The sequence below is a fragment of the Hymenobacter arizonensis genome (assembly GCF_900115775.1).
GTDB lineage: Bacteria > Bacteroidota > Bacteroidia > Cytophagales > Hymenobacteraceae > Hymenobacter > Hymenobacter arizonensis.
The window spans coordinates 433694-451418 of the sequence record NZ_FOXS01000004.1; the positions used below are offsets into that span (position 1 = coordinate 433694).

General features: G+C 60.6%; 15 protein-coding genes. 10 read left to right on the forward strand and 5 right to left on the reverse strand.

The window, feature by feature from the left end; genetic code table 11:
• Window positions 1–100: 100 nt before the first annotated feature.
• Together BMZ66_RS16255 and BMZ66_RS16260 are read right to left on the reverse strand one after the other, a co-directional pair.
• The gene (locus tag BMZ66_RS16255) at window positions 101–445 is read right to left on the reverse strand and encodes an NINE protein (protein ID WP_092675938.1); all 345 of its coding nucleotides are present in this window, start codon (window positions 443–445) and stop codon (window positions 101–103) included.
• 64 nt (window positions 446–509) lie between these two features.
• Window positions 510–1127: a DUF4468 domain-containing protein gene (locus BMZ66_RS16260; RefSeq protein WP_092675941.1), complete on the reverse strand. Its 618-nt coding sequence runs from the start codon at window positions 1125–1127 to the stop codon at window positions 510–512.
• Between the two features lie 173 nt (window positions 1128–1300).
• Between BMZ66_RS16260 and BMZ66_RS16265 the strand changes: the two genes are divergently transcribed.
• From BMZ66_RS16265 to BMZ66_RS16275, 3 genes are all read left to right on the forward strand, one after another.
• Window positions 1301–3175 (forward strand): ABC transporter ATP-binding protein, encoded by a 1875-nt coding sequence (locus tag BMZ66_RS16265; RefSeq protein ID WP_092675944.1) that lies wholly within the window; start codon window positions 1301–1303, stop codon window positions 3173–3175.
• A gap of 59 nt (window positions 3176–3234) precedes the next feature.
• On the forward strand, window positions 3235–3846 hold the full coding sequence (locus tag BMZ66_RS16270; protein WP_092675947.1) for a DUF4136 domain-containing protein: 612 nt from the start codon (window positions 3235–3237) through the stop codon (window positions 3844–3846).
• A gap of 314 nt (window positions 3847–4160) precedes the next feature.
• Window positions 4161–4781 carry a DUF4136 domain-containing protein gene (locus BMZ66_RS16275; RefSeq protein WP_092675950.1) on the forward strand — a complete coding sequence of 207 codons (621 nt, stop codon included), beginning with the start codon at window positions 4161–4163 and terminating at the stop codon, window positions 4779–4781.
• An 11-nt stretch (window positions 4782–4792) separates the two neighbouring features.
• Here the strand turns inward: BMZ66_RS16275 and BMZ66_RS16280 are convergent, their stop codons facing one another.
• Window positions 4793–5809 carry an XdhC family protein gene (locus BMZ66_RS16280; protein WP_092675953.1) on the reverse strand — a complete coding sequence of 339 codons (1017 nt, stop codon included), beginning with the start codon at window positions 5807–5809 and terminating at the stop codon, window positions 4793–4795.
• A gap of 241 nt (window positions 5810–6050) precedes the next feature.
• Window positions 6051–7457, reverse strand: coding sequence for a urate hydroxylase PuuD (locus BMZ66_RS16285; protein WP_214607012.1), 1407 nt, complete (start codon window positions 7455–7457; stop codon window positions 6051–6053).
• Between the two features lie 260 nt (window positions 7458–7717).
• Between BMZ66_RS16285 and allB the strand changes: the two genes are divergently transcribed.
• From allB to BMZ66_RS16320, 7 genes are all read left to right on the forward strand, one after another.
• Window positions 7718–9055 carry an allantoinase AllB gene (gene allB, locus BMZ66_RS16290; RefSeq protein WP_092675956.1) on the forward strand — a complete coding sequence of 446 codons (1338 nt, stop codon included), beginning with the start codon at window positions 7718–7720 and terminating at the stop codon, window positions 9053–9055.
• A 4-nt stretch (window positions 9056–9059) separates the two neighbouring features.
• Window positions 9060–10313 (forward strand): allantoate amidohydrolase, encoded by a 1254-nt coding sequence (locus tag BMZ66_RS16295; protein ID WP_092675959.1) that lies wholly within the window; start codon window positions 9060–9062, stop codon window positions 10311–10313.
• A gap of 1 nt (window position 10314) precedes the next feature.
• Window positions 10315–11061: a (S)-ureidoglycine aminohydrolase gene (allE, locus tag BMZ66_RS16300; protein WP_092675962.1), complete on the forward strand. Its 747-nt coding sequence runs from the start codon at window positions 10315–10317 to the stop codon at window positions 11059–11061.
• Between the two features lie 70 nt (window positions 11062–11131).
• Entirely contained in the window at window positions 11132–11641 is a 510-nt protein-coding gene (gene uraD / locus BMZ66_RS16305) for a 2-oxo-4-hydroxy-4-carboxy-5-ureidoimidazoline decarboxylase (RefSeq protein WP_092675965.1), read from the forward strand.
• Window positions 11638–11976: a hydroxyisourate hydrolase gene (gene uraH, locus BMZ66_RS16310; RefSeq protein WP_092675968.1), complete on the forward strand. Its 339-nt coding sequence runs from the start codon at window positions 11638–11640 to the stop codon at window positions 11974–11976. Before uraD ends, uraH begins: the two co-directional genes overlap by 4 nt.
• 108 nt (window positions 11977–12084) lie before the next feature.
• Entirely contained in the window at window positions 12085–13524 is a 1440-nt protein-coding gene (locus BMZ66_RS16315) for a DUF6986 family protein (RefSeq protein WP_092675971.1), read from the forward strand.
• A gap of 164 nt (window positions 13525–13688) precedes the next feature.
• Window positions 13689–15392 (forward strand): amidohydrolase, encoded by a 1704-nt coding sequence (locus tag BMZ66_RS16320; RefSeq protein ID WP_177204764.1) that lies wholly within the window; start codon window positions 13689–13691, stop codon window positions 15390–15392.
• Here BMZ66_RS16320 and BMZ66_RS16325 read toward each other — a convergent pair.
• Window positions 15373–17682 (reverse strand): xanthine dehydrogenase molybdopterin binding subunit, encoded by a 2310-nt coding sequence (locus tag BMZ66_RS16325; protein WP_092675977.1) that lies wholly within the window; start codon window positions 17680–17682, stop codon window positions 15373–15375. The two genes, BMZ66_RS16320 and BMZ66_RS16325, sit on opposite strands and share 20 nt — an antisense overlap.
• Between the last annotated feature and the right edge of the window lie 43 nt (window positions 17683–17725).

Consider the following 17725-nt stretch of genomic DNA (forward strand, 5'->3'; position numbering starts at 1 on the left):
TTCTGCTGGTTGATGTTTTTCTCAAGCCTATGTAGAGGCTTAGCCAATCAACCAACGCCAACTGCAGGCATCGCTTCTCGCCCCTGGTTATAAAGCTGAATTACTGAGCCAGTAGTCGGGCCTTGCGGGCGTTGTATTCCTGCTCGGTGATGGCGCCTTTTTCTTTCAATATGAACAACTTGGCCAGTTCATCGCTCACGCTGCTGCCCGGGGTGTAGTTGTAGCCCGCGGCCGGGCGCATGCCGTTGTTGTATTCGTTGTTGAAATCCTCGTCCGACATCATCAGCCAGATAATGGTGTGATAAAAGCCAATGACCGACGGGATAAACGTCCAGCACAGCAGAAGGCAGGCAATGCCCTTGCCGATTTTGCCCAGATAAAAGTATTGGCCGCCGAAGCTGCCAAGGAAGAAGGCAATGAACATTGCGGTGATGCGGTCTTTCATGCAGGAAAAGGAAAAAGGGGAGTGGGATTAAAGAAAAGCAACAGTTTTCTCGAAGCTATTGTCGCTAAAAGTCACTGAAGTCTTTGTGGCTTGAGGTCATAGTAGCTTGCAGCTGCGCGAAATTTTGCCGAAGAAGCTGCGCAATGGCGAGCTTGTAGTTGCGCCATTGTTTGTCAGACATCGACACAATCTGGTTCCGTTCCAAGGGTGCCCGGACATAGTCGCCGGAATATCCGGTGGTAGTGCCAGTCGGTGTGCTGTGGCGTCGTAGGTTGGTGGCTACCACCCGGTAGCGTCCTTCTTTCACGTACACGCTCAGCGTATACGACACGTAGTCTTGGTGGTAGTCTTGATTGGCGTGTACAATGCCTTCGACCATAATTTTGCCTTGGGTTGGGTTGTACACCTGAAAGGCCGATGGCCGGGTTTCGGCTTCGTTGGCAATCCAATGAGCGGCACGGTCATACAGTTGCTGCTGGGTTGCGCCGGGCACCGCAACCACTGTCGATAAAACGATGCGTTGCGTTGCTGGGTCAATGGGCAAGCCCGGAGTGGTTTCCACCACCGCCATAGGAGTAGCTACGCTGTGTTCCTCATGTCCTTGCGCTCTGGTACCGAACGGCAGCACAGAACCTGTCGCGAAGAGCAGCAACAGCAGCGCGGAAAAACAGTGTGATGGCATGAGGAGTTAAAAAGGACGATGGTATTCCGGTGCAGACCGCAGCCGGCGGCGCAATCAGCGCTCAATATAGGGGCCACGCATGTGTTGCATAGCAACGGCCTTTACTACCCAAGTACCTTCTGCCAAAACGGCCGTTCCCGCCTTCCGGCCCCAACCTTGCCTCGGCTTCCGCAATGTTTAATTTCCTGAAAACCATCTCCGCCAAACGCCCCACTTCCGGCGACAAGCCGCCCGTGAGCGTGCGCGAGCGGGTATCGGCGCTGCGCCACCTGCCCGCGTTTCTCAAGCTCATCTGGCAGACCAGCCCCGCGCTGGCCATGGCCAACGTTTTCCTGCGCCTGCTGCGGGCCGGCCTGCCGCTGGCCATGCTCTACGTGGCCCAGCTTATCCTCGACGCCGTGGTGGGCCTCACCCGCCTGCCCGCCCCCGAGCGGGTGCTGACGCCCGTGCTCACGCTGGTGGCGCTGGAGTTCGGCCTGGTGCTGCTCACCGATGCCCTGGGCCGCGGCGTGGCGCTGCTCGACTCCCTGCTCGGCGACCTGTTTGCCAATCAGTCGTCCATCCGCATCATGGCCCACGCCGCCGAGCTCGACTTGGACCAGTTCGAGGACAGCACCTTTTACGATAAGCTGGAGCGCGCCCGCCGCCAAACCCTCTCGCGCACCGTGCTCATGAGCCAGGTGCTCAGCCAGGGCCAGGACTTCGTGACGCTGGTGCTGCTGGCCGGCGGGCTGGTGGCCTTCCAGCCGTGGCTGCTGGGGCTGCTGCTGCTGGCCGTGGTGCCGGCCTTCCTGGGCGAGTCGCATTTCAACGAGCGCAGCTACTCCCTTTCGCACTCCTGGACGCCCGAGCGCCGCGAGCTCGACTACCTCCGCCAAACCGGCGCCTCCGACGAGACGGCCAAGGAAGTGAAGATTTTCGGGCTATCCGATTTCCTCATCGGCCGCTTCCGCGAGCTGTCCGACGACTTCTACCGCCAAAACAAAAGCCTCGTGCTGCGCCGCGCTGGTTGGGGCACGCTGTTCGCGGCCATCGGCGCGGCGGGCTACTACGGCGCCTACGTCTATATCATTGCCCGCGCCGTGGCCGGGCAGATTTCGCTGGGCCAGCTCACGTTCCTGGCTGGGTCGTTTGCGCGGCTGCGCGGGCTGCTCGAAGGCATCCTCAGCCGCTTTAGTTCCGTGGCCGATGGCGCCTTGTATTTGCAGGATTTCTTCGACTTCTTTGCCCTGCGGCCCCGCATTGTGCGGCAAGAAGTGAAAGGCGAAACGGCACGACCCTTCCCCCGGCCCATCCGGCAGGGTTTTGAGTTTGAAAACGTCGGATTCCAGTACAAGAATGGTACAAAATGGGCCATCCGAAATTTAAGTTTTAAGCTAGAAGCCGGCGAAAAGCTGGCGTTGGTGGGCGAGAACGGCGCGGGCAAAACCACGCTGGTGAAGCTGCTAGCCCGCCTGTATGACCCCACCGAGGGCCGTATTCTGCTCGACGGCCACGACCTGCGCGAGTACGACCCCGCCGAGCTGCGCCAGGAAATCGGCGTCATCTTCCAGGACTTTGTGCGCTTCCAGCTGCCGGCCGGCCAGAACCTGGCCGTGGGCCGCATCGAGGAGCGCGAGAACCAGCCCCGCATTGAAACCGCTGCCCAGCAAAGCCTGGCCGATTCGGTGATTGCCAAGCTGCCCGGCGGCTACACCCAAATGATAGGTCGTCGCTTCAATGGCGGCGTGGACTTGAGCGGCGGCGAGTGGCAGAAAATTGCCCTCGGCCGGGCTTACATGCGCGATGCCCAGCTGCTCATTCTCGATGAGCCCACCGCGGCCCTCGACGCCCGCGCCGAGCACGAAGTTTTTCAGCGCTTCGCCGAATTAACCAAAGGGAAAACGGCGGTGCTCATCAGCCACCGCTTCAGCACGGTGCGCATGGCTGACCGCATCCTGGTGATTGAGAACGGGAATTTTGTCGAAATCGGCTCGCACGAAACCCTTTTGGCTCAGGGCGGGCGCTATGCCGAACTGTTCGCCTTGCAGGCGGCCGGGTATCGGTAGGGTTTGAATGTCAGGTAGGTTTGCGTAACTTAGTAGGCTCCATCCTCGTCCTGCTATCCATGACTCAATCGTTACGCATATTACTGACCCTCACCATTTGTGCGGGTTTTGGCGGCTGCATGACCGCCCGTGAATCCCGCACCGAATCGGACTACAGCTACAGCGGCAATTTCCGTCGCTACCGCACCTATAATTTTATGCAGAGCCAAGGCCTCGTCAGCGACACCAGCCGCCTGGGGCAGGTGCTGCGCGAGGCCATTCAGCAGCGCCTGCAGGTGCAGGGCTACCGGGAGTCGACCAAGCGCCCCGATTTGCTGGTCAACTACCGGGTATTTGAGGGCGCCATCAACTTGCGCGGCTACAACCAAGAGGAACTCGAGCGCTGGGTAGCCCAGCACGAAGGCGACGATGAAGAGACGCCCCCGGAGAGCCGCCATACCTACCAGCCCGTGCGCCGATTGCTCACCGACGGCACCCTGTTTGTGACCCTGGTAGACGCCCGCTCGCAGCGGGCCATCTGGAACGGCTACACGTCCGGCGTCGACGTGCCCGACAATGCCCGCGCCGAGGCCGTGCTGCGCCGCTCCGTGCGCTCCATTTTTGACCGCTACCGCATTCTGGCCAAAGGCTACCTCCTCACGCCCGAAACCATGGATGGCGGCGGGCACTAAGGTCGCAGGTGTTAGAACTTCCGGGTTGTCGACAAGTCAAGCAACGCTGTTCTAGCCTCCCATTCTGCTAAAACAAACCACTACAAGCAAAGCTAAATACTAGGTGGTCTGAATTGGTAGGGGAGGCAAGTGCGTAGCTGTACTTGCCGGCGCAGCAAGGCAATTGCCTTTGGCTAGAGGCCGGTACAAAGAGGAGAATAGTGAGGTTGGTGAGATAAGTATTGAGGTAGTTTTCGAGGCTGTATAGCCTGTTTTCGTCTGATTGTTCTTGTTTGGTTACAGCCTGTGCCGTTCACTATTAAATTCCCACCGTTATGCGTCGTACTGTCACTCTTTATTGCTTTATCAGTCTGGTAGCCTGCTTGTCTGCCTGCATGGCCACCCGCGAAGCCCGGGTAGATTCCGATTATAGCTACCGCGGCAATTTCCGGAATTACCGCACTTACGACTTTGTGTCGGGCACCGGGCTCACGGCCGACACCAGCCGCCTGGGCCAGTCGGTACGCGAAGCCATTCAGCAGCGCCTGCAGGTGCAGGGCTACCGCTTGGCCCGCCGCCGGCCCGATATGCTGGTGAACTTCCGGGTATATGAGGGCGACATGAAATTCCACGGCTTTGTGCAGGAAGACCTCAGCCAGTGGATAAAGCGCAACATTGAAGAAAACGACGACACGCCCAAAGAATATCGCCAAGGCTACCAGCCCGTGCGCCTGCTGCTGGCCGAGGGCACGTTGCTGCTCACCCTCATCGACATGAAAACCAACCGCGCCGTATGGAACGGCTACGCGTCGGGCGTGAGTGTGCCCGAAGGGCCCATGGGCGAGGTGGTGTTGCGCCGCTCCGTGCGCTCCATCCTCGACCGCTACCGCGTCTTCACCCAGGAGTTTGCCAACGGCCAGCTGCCGCAAAGCCAAGAAGGCGGAACCGAGCGGTAGCCGCTCCCAACCTACTCCGCGTGCCGCGCCTGAATGAGCTCCGCGGCAATGCTGACAGCAATTTCCTCGGGCGTCTGGCTGCCGATGGGCAGGCCAATGGGACCACGCAGCCGGGCAATGGCCGCGGTCGGGAAACCGGCTTCGGCCAGGCCCCGGCGCAGCTCGGTTACTTTGGCGGTGCTGCCCATCACGCCCAGGTAGCGGTAGGGCGCGGGCCCGGCAGGCGAGCTCAACAGCTGGCGTAGCACCAGGGCATCGGTGCGGTAGCCCACGGTCATCACCACCACGTACTGGTGCGGCCCGCTGGGGATTTCGGCGGCTATGGCCTCGTAGCTGACGACGCGCCGGTGATGCGCCGCCTGGTTGGCCGCCAGCGTGAGCAAATCGGGCCGGTCGTCGAGCACGGTCAGCTCAAAGTCTAGCAACGCCAGCGCGTTGGACAAAGCTAAGCTCACGTGCCCGCCCCCGATGATGGTGACGTGGTCGCGAAAGCCCAACTGCTCGCGGTAGCACCACGCCGGACCCGGCTCGTAGCTGTAAAATGGAAGGCCGCTCGCAAGGGTAGCGGAACTGGCAGAGGCTGCGGGCTCCGCCAACTGCACCTGTAGCCCCGCGTCGGGGCGAAGAGACCACCTGCCGCGGGCGCCCATGCGCAAGGCGTTTTCGATGGCAGCAACCGTTGGCAAATCGGCCGCCGTGAGGGGCCAGAGCAGCACGTCCTGCTCGCCGGAGCACATCATGCCCGAGCGGTCGGTGGGTGCTTCGCGACGGTGAATCTGGGGCCGCAGCACGGGGCTGCTGTCGCCGGCCTGCACCCGCTGCCGGGCCAGCTCGATAAACTTGTGCTCCATGATGCCCCCGCCGATGGAGCCGGCCAGGTCGTCGGCCGTCACGCTCATCTTAAAGCCCTGGCGGCCCGGGCTGCTGCCGCTGCTGCTCACCACGCACAGCAGTGCCACGGGCGTACCCGCCTGCAGGCTGGCCGCCGCAAGGGTCCAAACGGGTAAGTCGCGAGGAGAGGCGGGCATGAGGAAGGGTTATTGATAAATGAACTTAACTCCCCTCCTTGATAAGGAGGGGACGTTGCCGCGCCAGCGGCAACTGGGGTGGTTGGGTCGTTGAACGATGGTTGAACGACTCTGACGTGAGTCGTGAAAGAGACCTCAACGACTCTGCCGCGAGTCGTTCAACGAATCCAACCACCCCCGTTTGAGCCCTTGGCTCAAACATCCCCTCCTTATCCAAGGAGGGGAGTTTGATGTTCTGCTTTTACAGATTTTTCGCGCCCTGCTCAATCCAGCATTTGAGAATATCCCGCTCTTCCTGGGTCATGTCGGTTTTGTTGTTTTGGGGCATCGTCTTAGTCACCACCACGCGCTGCATGATTTTGTCTTTCAGGCGAATGATGTCTTCCGGGGAGTCGTAGACCACGCCGTTGGGGGGCGACTTGAACACGTCGTCGGTGGGGGAGGAGGAGTGGCACTGCACGCAGCGGGTTTGCACTATCATGTTCACCCGGCTCATGGGTATTTCCTCGGTGCAGGCGGCTGCGGCGGTGCCGGTTTCGGCTTTCGGGGCCGTCACAAACACCACGGCTAGCAGCAGAGCTACTGAGCCCGGCAGCACCCAGGCGTTGGACTGGTGCTTTTCGCGCAGGTTGAGCCAGTGCTTCACGCCCGCCGTGCCCAGCGTGATAACCGCCAGAATTGCCCACGGATAAGCGTGGCTGAAGGTGCTGGGGAAGTGGTTGCTCACCATCACAAACAGCACGGGCAGCGTCATGTAGTTGTTGTGCAGCGAGCGAGCCAAGGCGTTTTTGCCCAGCGTGGGGTCGAGCGGCGTGCCTTCGGTGGCGGCCTTCACCATGGCTTTTTGGGCCGGAATGATGGTGAAAAAAACGTTGCCCACCATGAGGGTGCCCAGCATGGCGCCGAAGTGGATGTAAGCGGCCCGGGCACTGAAAATCTCGGCGTAGAAATAGGCAAACGCCGTAGCCACTGCAAAGCCCACTACCATAAACCACTTGCTGCGCACCAACTCCGTGCGACACAGCCCGTCGTAAATCAGCCAGCCCGCGATGAACGAGCCCACCCCAATGCCCACGCCCGCCAGCGGCGAGATGTCCAGCACGCGTGGGTCAACCAGCATGGAGCTGGCGTTGAAGTAGTACACCACAAACAGCAGGCTGAAGCCCGAGAGCCAGGTGAAATAGGCTTCGTACTTAAACCAGTGCAGGCTTTTGGGGATTTGCTTGGGCGCCAGCTTATACTTCTCGAGGTAGTAAAACCCACCACCGTGCACGGCCCAAAGGTTGCCGGCTAGTTCGTCGCGCACGTTGTCGGTGCGATTGAGGGCGTTTTCGAGGAACACGAAGTAGAAGGACGCCCCAATCCAGGCGATGCCGAAGGTGATGTGCATGAGGCGCACCACAATGTTCATCCACTCCATGAGGTGGCCGGCCCAGAGCGTGTCGCGCACCAGCACGTAGCAAATGCCCACTGCCGCCACTACGGCCAGCAGAATAAGCGCGTAGGAGTAGCCCTCCAGGGTAAAGCCGCTTTCGCCCACTACGCCACCATCGGGGCGGGTTTTGGCCACGCGCTGCAAGGCGAAGATGACGCCTAGTAGCAGCAGGAAGGCTACAATTAAGGAAAGAAGAGTAACGTATTGAATCATAAGTAATGGTATAGGAAAGGCGCGGCGAAGACAAGTAGAATGTCATGCAGAGCGCAGCGAAGCATCTCGCGTGCAGTTGTAACTCAATCGCTGAACGAGGCGAGCGAGATGCTTCGCTGCGCTCTGCATGACGGACGGACCAATAAATGTTCTCACGGCCATCATCAAAGTGACGTTCACGCCGCAACTAGACACTTCATCTCCCCGGCAATTAATTAGCCCAGGAAAAAGTCCCCAATTTAGCGCCAAACTTCTCCTTCATGCCACACCTTGCCTTGCGCAGCCAACGGGTAGTCACGCCCGACGGCGAGCGCGCCGCCACCATTCTCATCCAAAATGGCAAAATTGCCAGCCTACTGCCCTTCGATGCGGAAGTGGGCGACGCAACTTTGGTGGACGTCGGGACCCACGCCATCCTGCCTGGCGTGATTGACCCGCACGTGCACATCAACGAGCCCGGCCGCACCGATTGGGAAGGTTTCGACACGGCAACCCGTGCCGCACTAGTCGGCGGCCTCACCACGCTGGTTGATATGCCGTTGAACTCGGCGCCCGTTACCACCTCCGTGGCTAATCTGGAGATAAAGCGGGCCGCCACCCAGGGCCAGCTGCACACCAATGTGGGCTTCTGGGGCGGCATTGTGCCCGGCAACGCCGCCGAAGTAGAAGGCCTGATTGCGGCGGGAGTGCTGGGCTTTAAAGCTTTCCTGACACACTCGGGCATCGATGATTTTCCAAATGCCACCGAGGCAGATTTACGCGAAGTAATGCCGATTCTGGCCCGCCACCAGTTGCCACTGCTGGTGCACTGTGAGCTATCAGTGGAAGACGACGCCTGGAAGCTGAACGACCACCGCTCGTACCCGAACTACCTCGCTTCCCGCCCCAAAGAGTGGGAAGACGAAGCCATCGCCTTGATGATTCGCCTGTGCGAGAAATTCCGCTGTCCCGTACACATTGTGCACCTTTCGTCGGCCAACTCTATTGCGCCTATTGCTTCTGCTAAGGCCAAGGGCCTGTCCCTGACAGTAGAAACCGGCCAGCACTACCTCTACTTCAACGCCGAGGACATCGCCGACGGCCAGACGCAGTTCAAATGTGCGCCACCCATCCGCGAAAAAGCCAACAACGACCAGCTCTGGGCGGCTTTGCAGGCCGGCATCATCGACTTCGTGGCCACCGACCACTCGCCCGCGCCGCCCGATTTGAAGCAGATGGCCACCGGCGACTTCACCACGGCCTGGGGCGGCATTGCCTCGCTGCAATTTGCCCTGCCCGTGCTCTGGACCGCCGCCCGCCAGCGCGGCGCCACCCTGCCCGACCTGGTGCGCTGGCTGAGTGAAAACCCCGCCAAACTCATCGGCCAGAGCCACCGGAAAGGCCGTATTGCCGCCGGCTACGATGCCGATTTAATTGTGGTGGATACTGAAAAATCCTTCGTACTGCAGCCGGAGATGATTCTGCACAAACACAAGGTGTCGCCTTACATTTGCCAGGAGTTGTGGGGCGTCGTGGAGCAAACTTTTCTGGCGGGCAAGCAAGTGGTGGCGCACGCCGCCATCACCCACCTCAACCAAGGCAACATCATAACCCGGTAGCTGAATGCAGCACGAATACCTAGCGCGCGCTGAGCGTATCATGCAGCGCATTCAGCAATTGGCAGCCATTAGCGAAGACCCGGATGGGGTGACGCGCACCTTCGGCACACCCGCTTTCCTGGAAGGTCGCGACCTGGTGCAGAGCTGGATGGAAGCCGCCGGCCTGCCCACCCGCGTAGATGGCATCGGCAACCTGCGCGCCCGCCTGGAGAGCGTAAACCCCGACGCCAAAACCTTCGTGCTGGCCTCGCATATCGACACGGTGGTGAACGCCGGTAAATTCGACGGCCCCTTGGGCGTGCTCATGGGGCTGGATTTGCTGGAGGAGCTAATTGGGCAGCGCACCGAGCTGCCCTTTCATATCGAGCTAATTGCTTTCAGCGACGAGGAAGGCGTGCGCTTTCACACCACCTACCTGGGTAGCGAAGTCGTGACCGGCAACTTCGACCATAGCCTCCTCGCCCGGTCAGACTCTGCTGGCATTACGCTGGCCGATGCCTTAGTGACCATGGGCACCAACGCAGCGCAGCTGGCCGCCGATGCCATCCCGGCCGCCGAGTGGCTGGGGTATTTTGAAATGCACATCGAGCAGGGCCCGGTGCTCTGGGAACGCAACGTACCAGTGGCGTTGGTCACGGCCATTGCCGGCCAGCAGCGTGTGGAGCTGCATTTCCGGGGCATGGCGGGCCACGCCGGCACCGTGCCCATGCACATGCGGCAGGACGCCCTGTGCGCCGCCGCCGAGTTTGTGCTCACCGCCGAGCAGTTTGCCCAGGCCCACGGCAAGGGGCTGGTGGCTACGGTGGGCAAGTTGAACATCAGCCACGCGGCCAGCAACGTCATCCCCGGCGAGGTCACCTGCACCCTCGACCTGCGCAGCCCCAACCAGGCCCAGCTGGCCGATGCCTACCGCGCCCTGCTCGCCTTTGCCGAAGGTCTGGCCGCCCAGCGCAACGTGGAGCTGGTGTGGAAGCTGGTGCAACAAACCGCACCCGTAGCGTGCAGCGAACCCCTAAATGAGCTGCTGACCCAGGCCATTGCCGCGGCCGGCCACGAAACCATTGCGCTGGTAAGTGGCGCGGGCCACGACGCGGTGCCGGTGTCGGCCGTGGCACCGGCTACCATGATGTTCATTCGCTGCTACAAAGGCATCAGCCACAACCCTCTGGAGAATGTGGAGCTGGCCGATTTGGCCGCCGCCATTGCCGTGGCCGACCAGTTTATGCACCTTCTCCGCACCCAAAATCCCACCCGCTAATATGGAAATGTCTGCCCTGACCCGTTCGGTCGTAAAGCGCAATCACGCCATCATCGCCCCCGATGGCTACATCAACAGCAACGTACCCGGCTGGACCGGTTGCACCGTCAACGTCATCATTAACGAGCAGATGGGCGCACGCCTCTGCCAAACCCTGATTACCCTCACCGACGCTGGCCGGCTGGTAGGGGAGACCCAGGTCTCGCAGATATTCTTCTACGTGGTGCAGGGCCGCGTTCAAGTGGCCGTAGGCGGCGAAACACGCACGCTGGGCGCTGGTCAGTACGTGTACATCCCAGTGGGCCAGTCGTATGAGTTCACTGGCCCAGAGGCCAGCACGCAGTTGCTCACGTTCCATAAAGTGTATGAGCCGCTGGCCGGCCACGCCACGCCTGCCGTGTTTTTCGGTGAGCGGGACTACCGCAAAGCCCCCATCTACATGAACGACGAGGCCTTGCGCATCCAGGAACTGCTGCCGAACGAGCTGGGCTTCGATATGGCCGTGAACATCTTCACCTACGGCATCGGCGGCAACCTGCCCATGGTGGAAACGCACATCATGGAGCACGGCCTGATGTACCTGGAAGGCCAGGCCATCTACATGCTCGACCAGTGCTGGTACCCCGTGAAAAAAGGTGATTCTATCTGGATGGCGCCCTACTGCCAGCAGTGGGCCACGGCTATGGGGCAGGAGCCCTCGGTGTACATCTATTACAAAAACGTCAACAGGTTTCCGACGGTGATGTAGCGCGGACTTTTAGTCCGCGAATAGCTCCGTTAACAGCGTAACCGTGGACTAAAAATCCGCGCTACATCCCATGAACATATTAGAACTCAATCGGCTCGAAAAGTCAGCCCTGACCGAAGCCCTCAGCAAATGCTGCGGCTCCACCGCGTGGGTAGAAAACATGCTTGCCATATTCCCCGTTGCCAATGCCGAAACGCTAATGGCCGAGGCCAAAACCCAATGGAATAAACTTAGCGAAACCGACTGGCGTGAAGCCTTCACGCATCACCCCAAAATAGGAGGCAATGTAGCGGCCTTACGCGAAAAGTTCGCCAGCACCAGTACATGGGCCGAAGGGGAACAGGCTTCTGTAAAACAGGCTTCACAAGCTACTTTAGAGGCTTTGACCGCTGGTAATACTGAGTATGAGCAGAAATTCGGCTACATCTTTATTGTTTGCGCCACCGGAAAATCGGCCGAAGAAATGCTGGCATTATTGCAAGCGCGCCTGCCCAATAAGCCCGAAGATGAAATATTAATTGCCATGGGCGAGCAGGATAAAATTACCCATATTCGCCTCGAAAAACTATTAGCCGCATGAGCCAGATAACTACTCATATTCTCGATACCACGAAGGGCAAGCCGGCGGCAAATGTCACGATTGCGCTGTTGCAACAAGCTGGTGATAATTGGCAGGAAATTGCGCGGGGCGTTACCAATAATGACGGGCGAATTGCAGATTTATTACCCAAGGAAACGCAGCTGGAATTGGGGATTTATAAAATGAAATTCTTTACCAAAGAATATTTCGCGCAGGACGGTGCTGCTAATTTTTATCCGCTGGTAGAAATAATATTTGACGTGGCCACAACCGAACATTACCACGTGCCGCTGCTACTGAATCCCTTCGGCTACGCAACGTATCGCGGCTCCTGAACAATGTAGAGACGCAATATTTGCGTCTCATCGCCTGCGTCGCCTAAACATCTTCGTCCAACGACAAGACGCGAATACGCGTCTCTACAGCCTTAATAAATTCCCACAATGAAACTCAGCTTACCAGATTCCGATAAAACCGCGCTGCTCGACCAATTGGGCGTGGCCAACCTGCGCTTCCAGCAAACCTATCCCGGCGACAAGCCCGACCGCCAGCCTGTGCACACCGTGTACGGCGGCGCCAACCTCTTCAAGGCCGATACCTGCGTGCGCATGGGCGACATCGCCCTTAACAACCTGCAGACCTACGCCCCCAATTTCGTGGAGCTAGCCCGCGTGCTGCAACTCAAAAACCACGAGCACCTGCCCACCCTGGCCGCCGACATCGCCGCCCTCACCGCCCGCCTCGATGCCATGACGCCCGCCGAGCGCAAGCAGGAGCCCGCCTGGCTGGCCTACTCGGTCTACAATAAGATTGTGCAGAAGCTGAAACGCGAAGCCGTGGAAGACTTCCGTGTGGACTTCGAAGACGGCTTCGGCAACCGCCCCGATGCCGAGGAGGACGAAACCGCCGTGCGCGCCGCCAAAGAAGTAGCTAAAGGCATGCAGCAAGGCACGCTCTCGCCGTTTATTGGCATCCGCATCAAGCCCTTCACCGAAGACATGAAGGCCCGCGGCGTGCGCACGCTTGATATCTTTCTGACCACGCTGCTGGCCGAAACCAGCGGGCTGCTGCCCGACAACTTCGTGGTGATGCTGCCCAAAGTCACCATCCCGGAGCAGATGACGACGATGGTGCGCCTGTTTGAGCTGCTGGAAAAGGGCAATGGCCTCGCCTCCGGCACCCTCCAAATGGAAACCATGGTGGAGGCCACCCAGATTATCATGGACGAGGAAGGCCGCAACCCGCTCATGCGCATCATCCGGGCCAGCGAGGGTCGGTGCATTGCGGCCCACTTCGGCACCTACGACTACACCGCCAGCTGCGGCATTACGGCCAAGTACCAGACTATGGCCCACCCCGTGTGCGACTTTGCCCACCATATGACCAAAGTGGCGCTGGGCGGCACCGGCATCTTTCTCTCCGACGGCGCCACCAACGTCATGCCCATCGGCCCGCACCGCGGCGACAACCTGACCTTTGCCCAACTGCGCGAAAACCAGGAATCGGTGCATAATGCGTGGAGACAAGCGTACCACCACACCACGCACTCCCTCATCAACGGCATGTACCAGGGCTGGGACCTGAACCCCGCCCAACTGCCCATGCGCTACGCCGCCACCTACAACTTCTTCCTGAGCAGCTACGACGACGCTGTGAACCGCCTGCGCACCTTCGTGGAACGGGCCGCCATTTCCACCCTCACCGGCGACATTTTCGACGACGCCGCCACCGGCCAGGGTCTGCTCAACTTCTTCCTGAAAGCCCTGAACTGCGGCGCCATCTCAGAGGAGGAAATCGAAGCTACCGGCCTCACGCGCGATGAAATAAACACCCGTTCGTTCTTCCGCATTCTGGAAGGGCGGCGCAAGCAGGCGGTAGCGTAAGCGCTGCCGCGTAGCTGATACATAGCAGTTCTGAGGTCTAAGAAAAATCGTTTATATTCGTTAAGAGGCAGTGCAAGCTGCTGATTACGAATTGTAAACGATTTTTCTTTTGGCGTGTGGCCATCGCACGAGTGCGGGGTGCCATGCCCACCTTTTTCTGCGCCATGAAACTCCACCTCCTTATTGCTGCGCAAATGCTGCTGGGCAGCGCCACTGCCCAAACGGCCCCCGACTATGTTCTCACCGGTGGCAAGGTTTTCACCGCCGATGTGGCCCGGCCCTACGTCCAGGCCCTAGCCGTGCGAGGCGAGCGGATTGTAGCCGTGGGCACTACGGCGCAAATTGCCAAGCTGGCCGGACCCCGCACGCGCCGCATCGACTTGCAAGGCCGCACCGTGGTGCCGGGTTTCAACGACGCGCACAGCCACCTGCCGCCGGGCGGGGCTTCGGCCCACTACATTGCCTTCCCGAAGGCTGACCTGTTGTCGGGCCCTTCCGCCGCCCAGGTAATGGACACCCTGGCGGCCTTGGTGCGGACGCTGCCGCCGGGAACCTTGCTACAGGGCGAAATCGGTCTGCAGGTACTGCAAGACCCTAAGCTGCGCCGTGCCCAACTCGACCAAATTGCCCCCAAGCACCCGGTGGTCCTGCACGCGCCCTGGGGCCACGGCAGCGTGGCGAATTCAGAAGCCCTGCGGCTGATGAATATCAGCGACAACGATGCTGCGCCCGTGGGAGGTACTTACGGCCGCGTAGAAAATTCACCTCGCCTCAACGGGCTGCTAAACGAGTACGGCGAATGGGCCGGCCTACGGGTGCTAAACAGCCGCCTGCCCGATAGCACCTGGGTGCGGCGCCTGCGAGCCTACGGGGCCGAGTCCTTGCGCCTGGGCCTGACCAGTGTGCAAGACATGGCTGGCAACCTGCCCCCCGACCAGACCATACGCGTGGTGAAAGCTGCCCAGTTGCCCTTGCGTCATCGCATTATTGCCTTACCCATGGCCACCTCGCGCGGCATCAACCACCGCGAGTGGGCCAGCGTAGCCCGGCAGCCCACCGCCCTGGCCCGGGTGGAAGGCGTGAAGTACATTCTCGATGCCACTCCGCTGGAGGGCGGGGCGCTGATGCGGCGGCCGTACCCTGGCCGGCCGGGCTGGCACGGCCAGCTGAATTTCCCTGTAGACACTGTGCGGCAGATGCTGCGCCGCGCACTGACCAGCTCCCAGCCCCTCATGTTGCACATTGTGGGCGATAGCAGCGCCAGCCTGGTGCTGCGGCTGATGAGCCAAATGGCCCCTGACTCGGCCTGGCGGCGCAAGCGCGTCCGCTTTGAGCATGGCGACGGCGTAGCGCCCGACTTGCATGCCCGGGCCAAAGCCCTAGGCATCGTGGTGGTGCAGAATCCCTCGCACTACATCAACCCTGCAGTAGACAAGCAGCACGCGCTTGCGCCCATATTGGCTGCCTCATTTCGTTCGCTGCTCGAAAGCGGGGTGGCCTTCGCGCTCGGTTCGGACGGGCCATCGAATCCTTTCCTGAACATTCTTTTCGCTACCACGCTGGCCGACCCCAAAGAGGTTCTGACGCGCGAGCAAGCCGTGCGGGCCTACACCACGGGCTCAGCCTATGCCGAGTTTCAGGAGAAGGATAAGGGCACCCTCAGTGTCGGCAAACTGGCCGATTTGGCGGTGCTCTCGCAGGATATTTTCACGGTGCCCCCGCCCGCCCTGCCCGGCACCGTGAGCGAGCTGACCATGGTGGGCGGCAAGGTAGTTTACGAAGCAAAACGCGGCGCACCCCTGAGCCAAGCTGCGCCGCGTTCCGTAAAGAAATCGAATCCAACGGCCTCTAAGCCGAAGCAGAAGTAGCTTCGGTCGCGGTTTTCCAAAGGGTGTTGTTCGCCGAGAACTCGGGGTATAAGCTCACCAGCACCTTCTCGGGTGTCATCGGCGCTGAGAAGGGCAGGGCCGCGTGCGGCTGAAACGCCCGGACGGCATCGCGCAGCGCGAAGTAGGCGCCGATGCCGTACATCAGCGGCGGCTCGCCCACGGCTTTGGACCGCAGGATGGCCTTGGGGTGGCCGGGCGTGTCGAGGAAATGCACGTCGAGCACCTTAGGCGCGGCGTAAATGTCCGGGATTTTATAGCTGTTAAGCGAATTGCTGAGCAGGCGGCCTTCTTCGTTGTAGGCAATTTCCTCCATGGTCATCCAGCCGATGCCCTGCACGGCGCCGCCTTCAATCTGGCCGCGGTCAATTACCTCGTTGAAGCTCTGGCCGAAGTCGTGGGCGATGCGCAGGGCATCTACGGTGTAGGTGCCGCGCAGGCAGTCGACGGTGACAGTAGTGAAGGCCGTGCCGTAGACGTGGTAGGCGAAGGGGTAGCCTGTGTTGGTCGTAGGGTCGAAATGCAGGTCGGGCGTGGCGTAGTGGGCGTTTTCGGTCAGGCATACGCGCTTCCAGAAGGCCGAGGAGACCAGTTTCTCCCAGTTGGTTTCGGCGGGGATACCAGCCGCCAGCACTTCTTCGCCCTGAATTTCGAGGCCTTCGTAGTTGAGCGTGTACTCTACTTCGGCGTGGCGCAGCAGCCGCTCGCGCAAGGCGGCGCAGGCCATTTCAGTGGCTTTGCCGTTGAGGTCGGCGGTGGCGCTGGCGGCGCTGGGGGAGGTGTTGGCCACGCGGGTGGTGTTGGTGCTCTCCACCTTCACGCGGTTGATGGAAATGCCCAGGGTGCGGGCCGCCACGCTAGCAATTTTGGTGTTCACGCCCTGGCCCATCTCCACCGCGCCGGTGCTGATGCCCACCGAGCCATCGGAGTAGATATGCACCAGGGCCCGCGCCTGGTTCATGGGCGTTTTGGTGAACGAGATGCCGAAGCAGATGGGCATCACCGCAAAGCCTTTCTTGAACAGCTTGTTCTGCTGATTGAACTGTTCGACTTCGGCCCGCAGGCCGGCTAAATCATATTGCTGAGCGGCCGTGTCCCAGGCCTGCTCGGCGTGGCACATTTCGGCGGGCTGGCGGTAAGAGAACAGGTCGTTTTCACGCAGCAGGTTGCGGCGCTGAATCTCGCAGGCCGGTAACCCCAGTTCCTCCGCCGCCTTTGCTATGGCCGACTCAATCACAAACATACCCTGTGGCCCACCAAAGCCCCGGAAGGCCGTGTTAGGCGGCAGATTGGTCCGGCAGCTGAAAGCCGTAGCCGTCACATTGGGCACGAAATAGGAGTTGGTCGCGTGGAACAGCGTGCGCTCCATCACAGCCGGCGAGAGGTCGGCGGCCGCGCCAGCATTCTGGAAGAACGTGACTTCGTAAGCCACAATTTTCAGATTTTCATCGAAGCCGATTTTGAAGTCGGAGGAGTAGGGGTGGCGCTTGCCGGTCATGCGCATGTCGGCCATGCGGTCCAGCACCAATTTCACCGGTTTCTTGGTCACAAAAGCGCCCAAAGCTGCCAGTGCGCCCCAAGGCGTGGCCTGGTCTTCCTTACCCCCAAAACCGCCGCCCAGGCGCGTTACATCCACTTCAACCTGGTGCATGCCCAGGCCCAGCACGTGCGCGGTGTGGCGCTGCACCGCCGTCGGCCCCTGCGTAGAAGAGATAATGCGCACGCCGCCCATCTCCGTGGGGAAGGCATAAGCGCCCTGCGTTTCGATGTACAAATGCTCCTGCCCGCCCGATTCGGCTACGCCCTCAAACACGTGAGCACACGAAGCCCAGGCCGCTTGAGAATCACCGATTTTGAAGGTGCGCGGCGGCACAATCAGCTCGCCTTGCGCCGCGGCTACCCGCGGGTCCGTAATGATGGGCAGTGGCTCGATGTCCACCTTGATAAGCTTGAGCGCAGCGTGCGCCTGATGCTCGTGGCGCGCCAGCACCAGCGCCACCGGCTGCCCCCGGAAGTGCACGTGGCCCTCCGCCAGCAACGGCTCATCGGGCACAATGCCCCCGATTTGGTTGTGGCCCGGAATGTCCTCCGCCGTGAGGATGCGCACTACCCCCGGCGCGGCCAGCGCAGCGCTTAAATCCAGGTTCAGCAACTTGCCATGCGCCAGCGGGCTCTCAAATACGGCCGCGAACAAGGTGCCCTGCTGGGTGGGCACGTCGTCGAGGTACTGCGATTCGCCGCGCACGTGGCGTTGAGGGTCGAGGTGATTCATGGCTTGGGACTTGAATGCCGCGTGTAGTGGAACCTCACCCCCC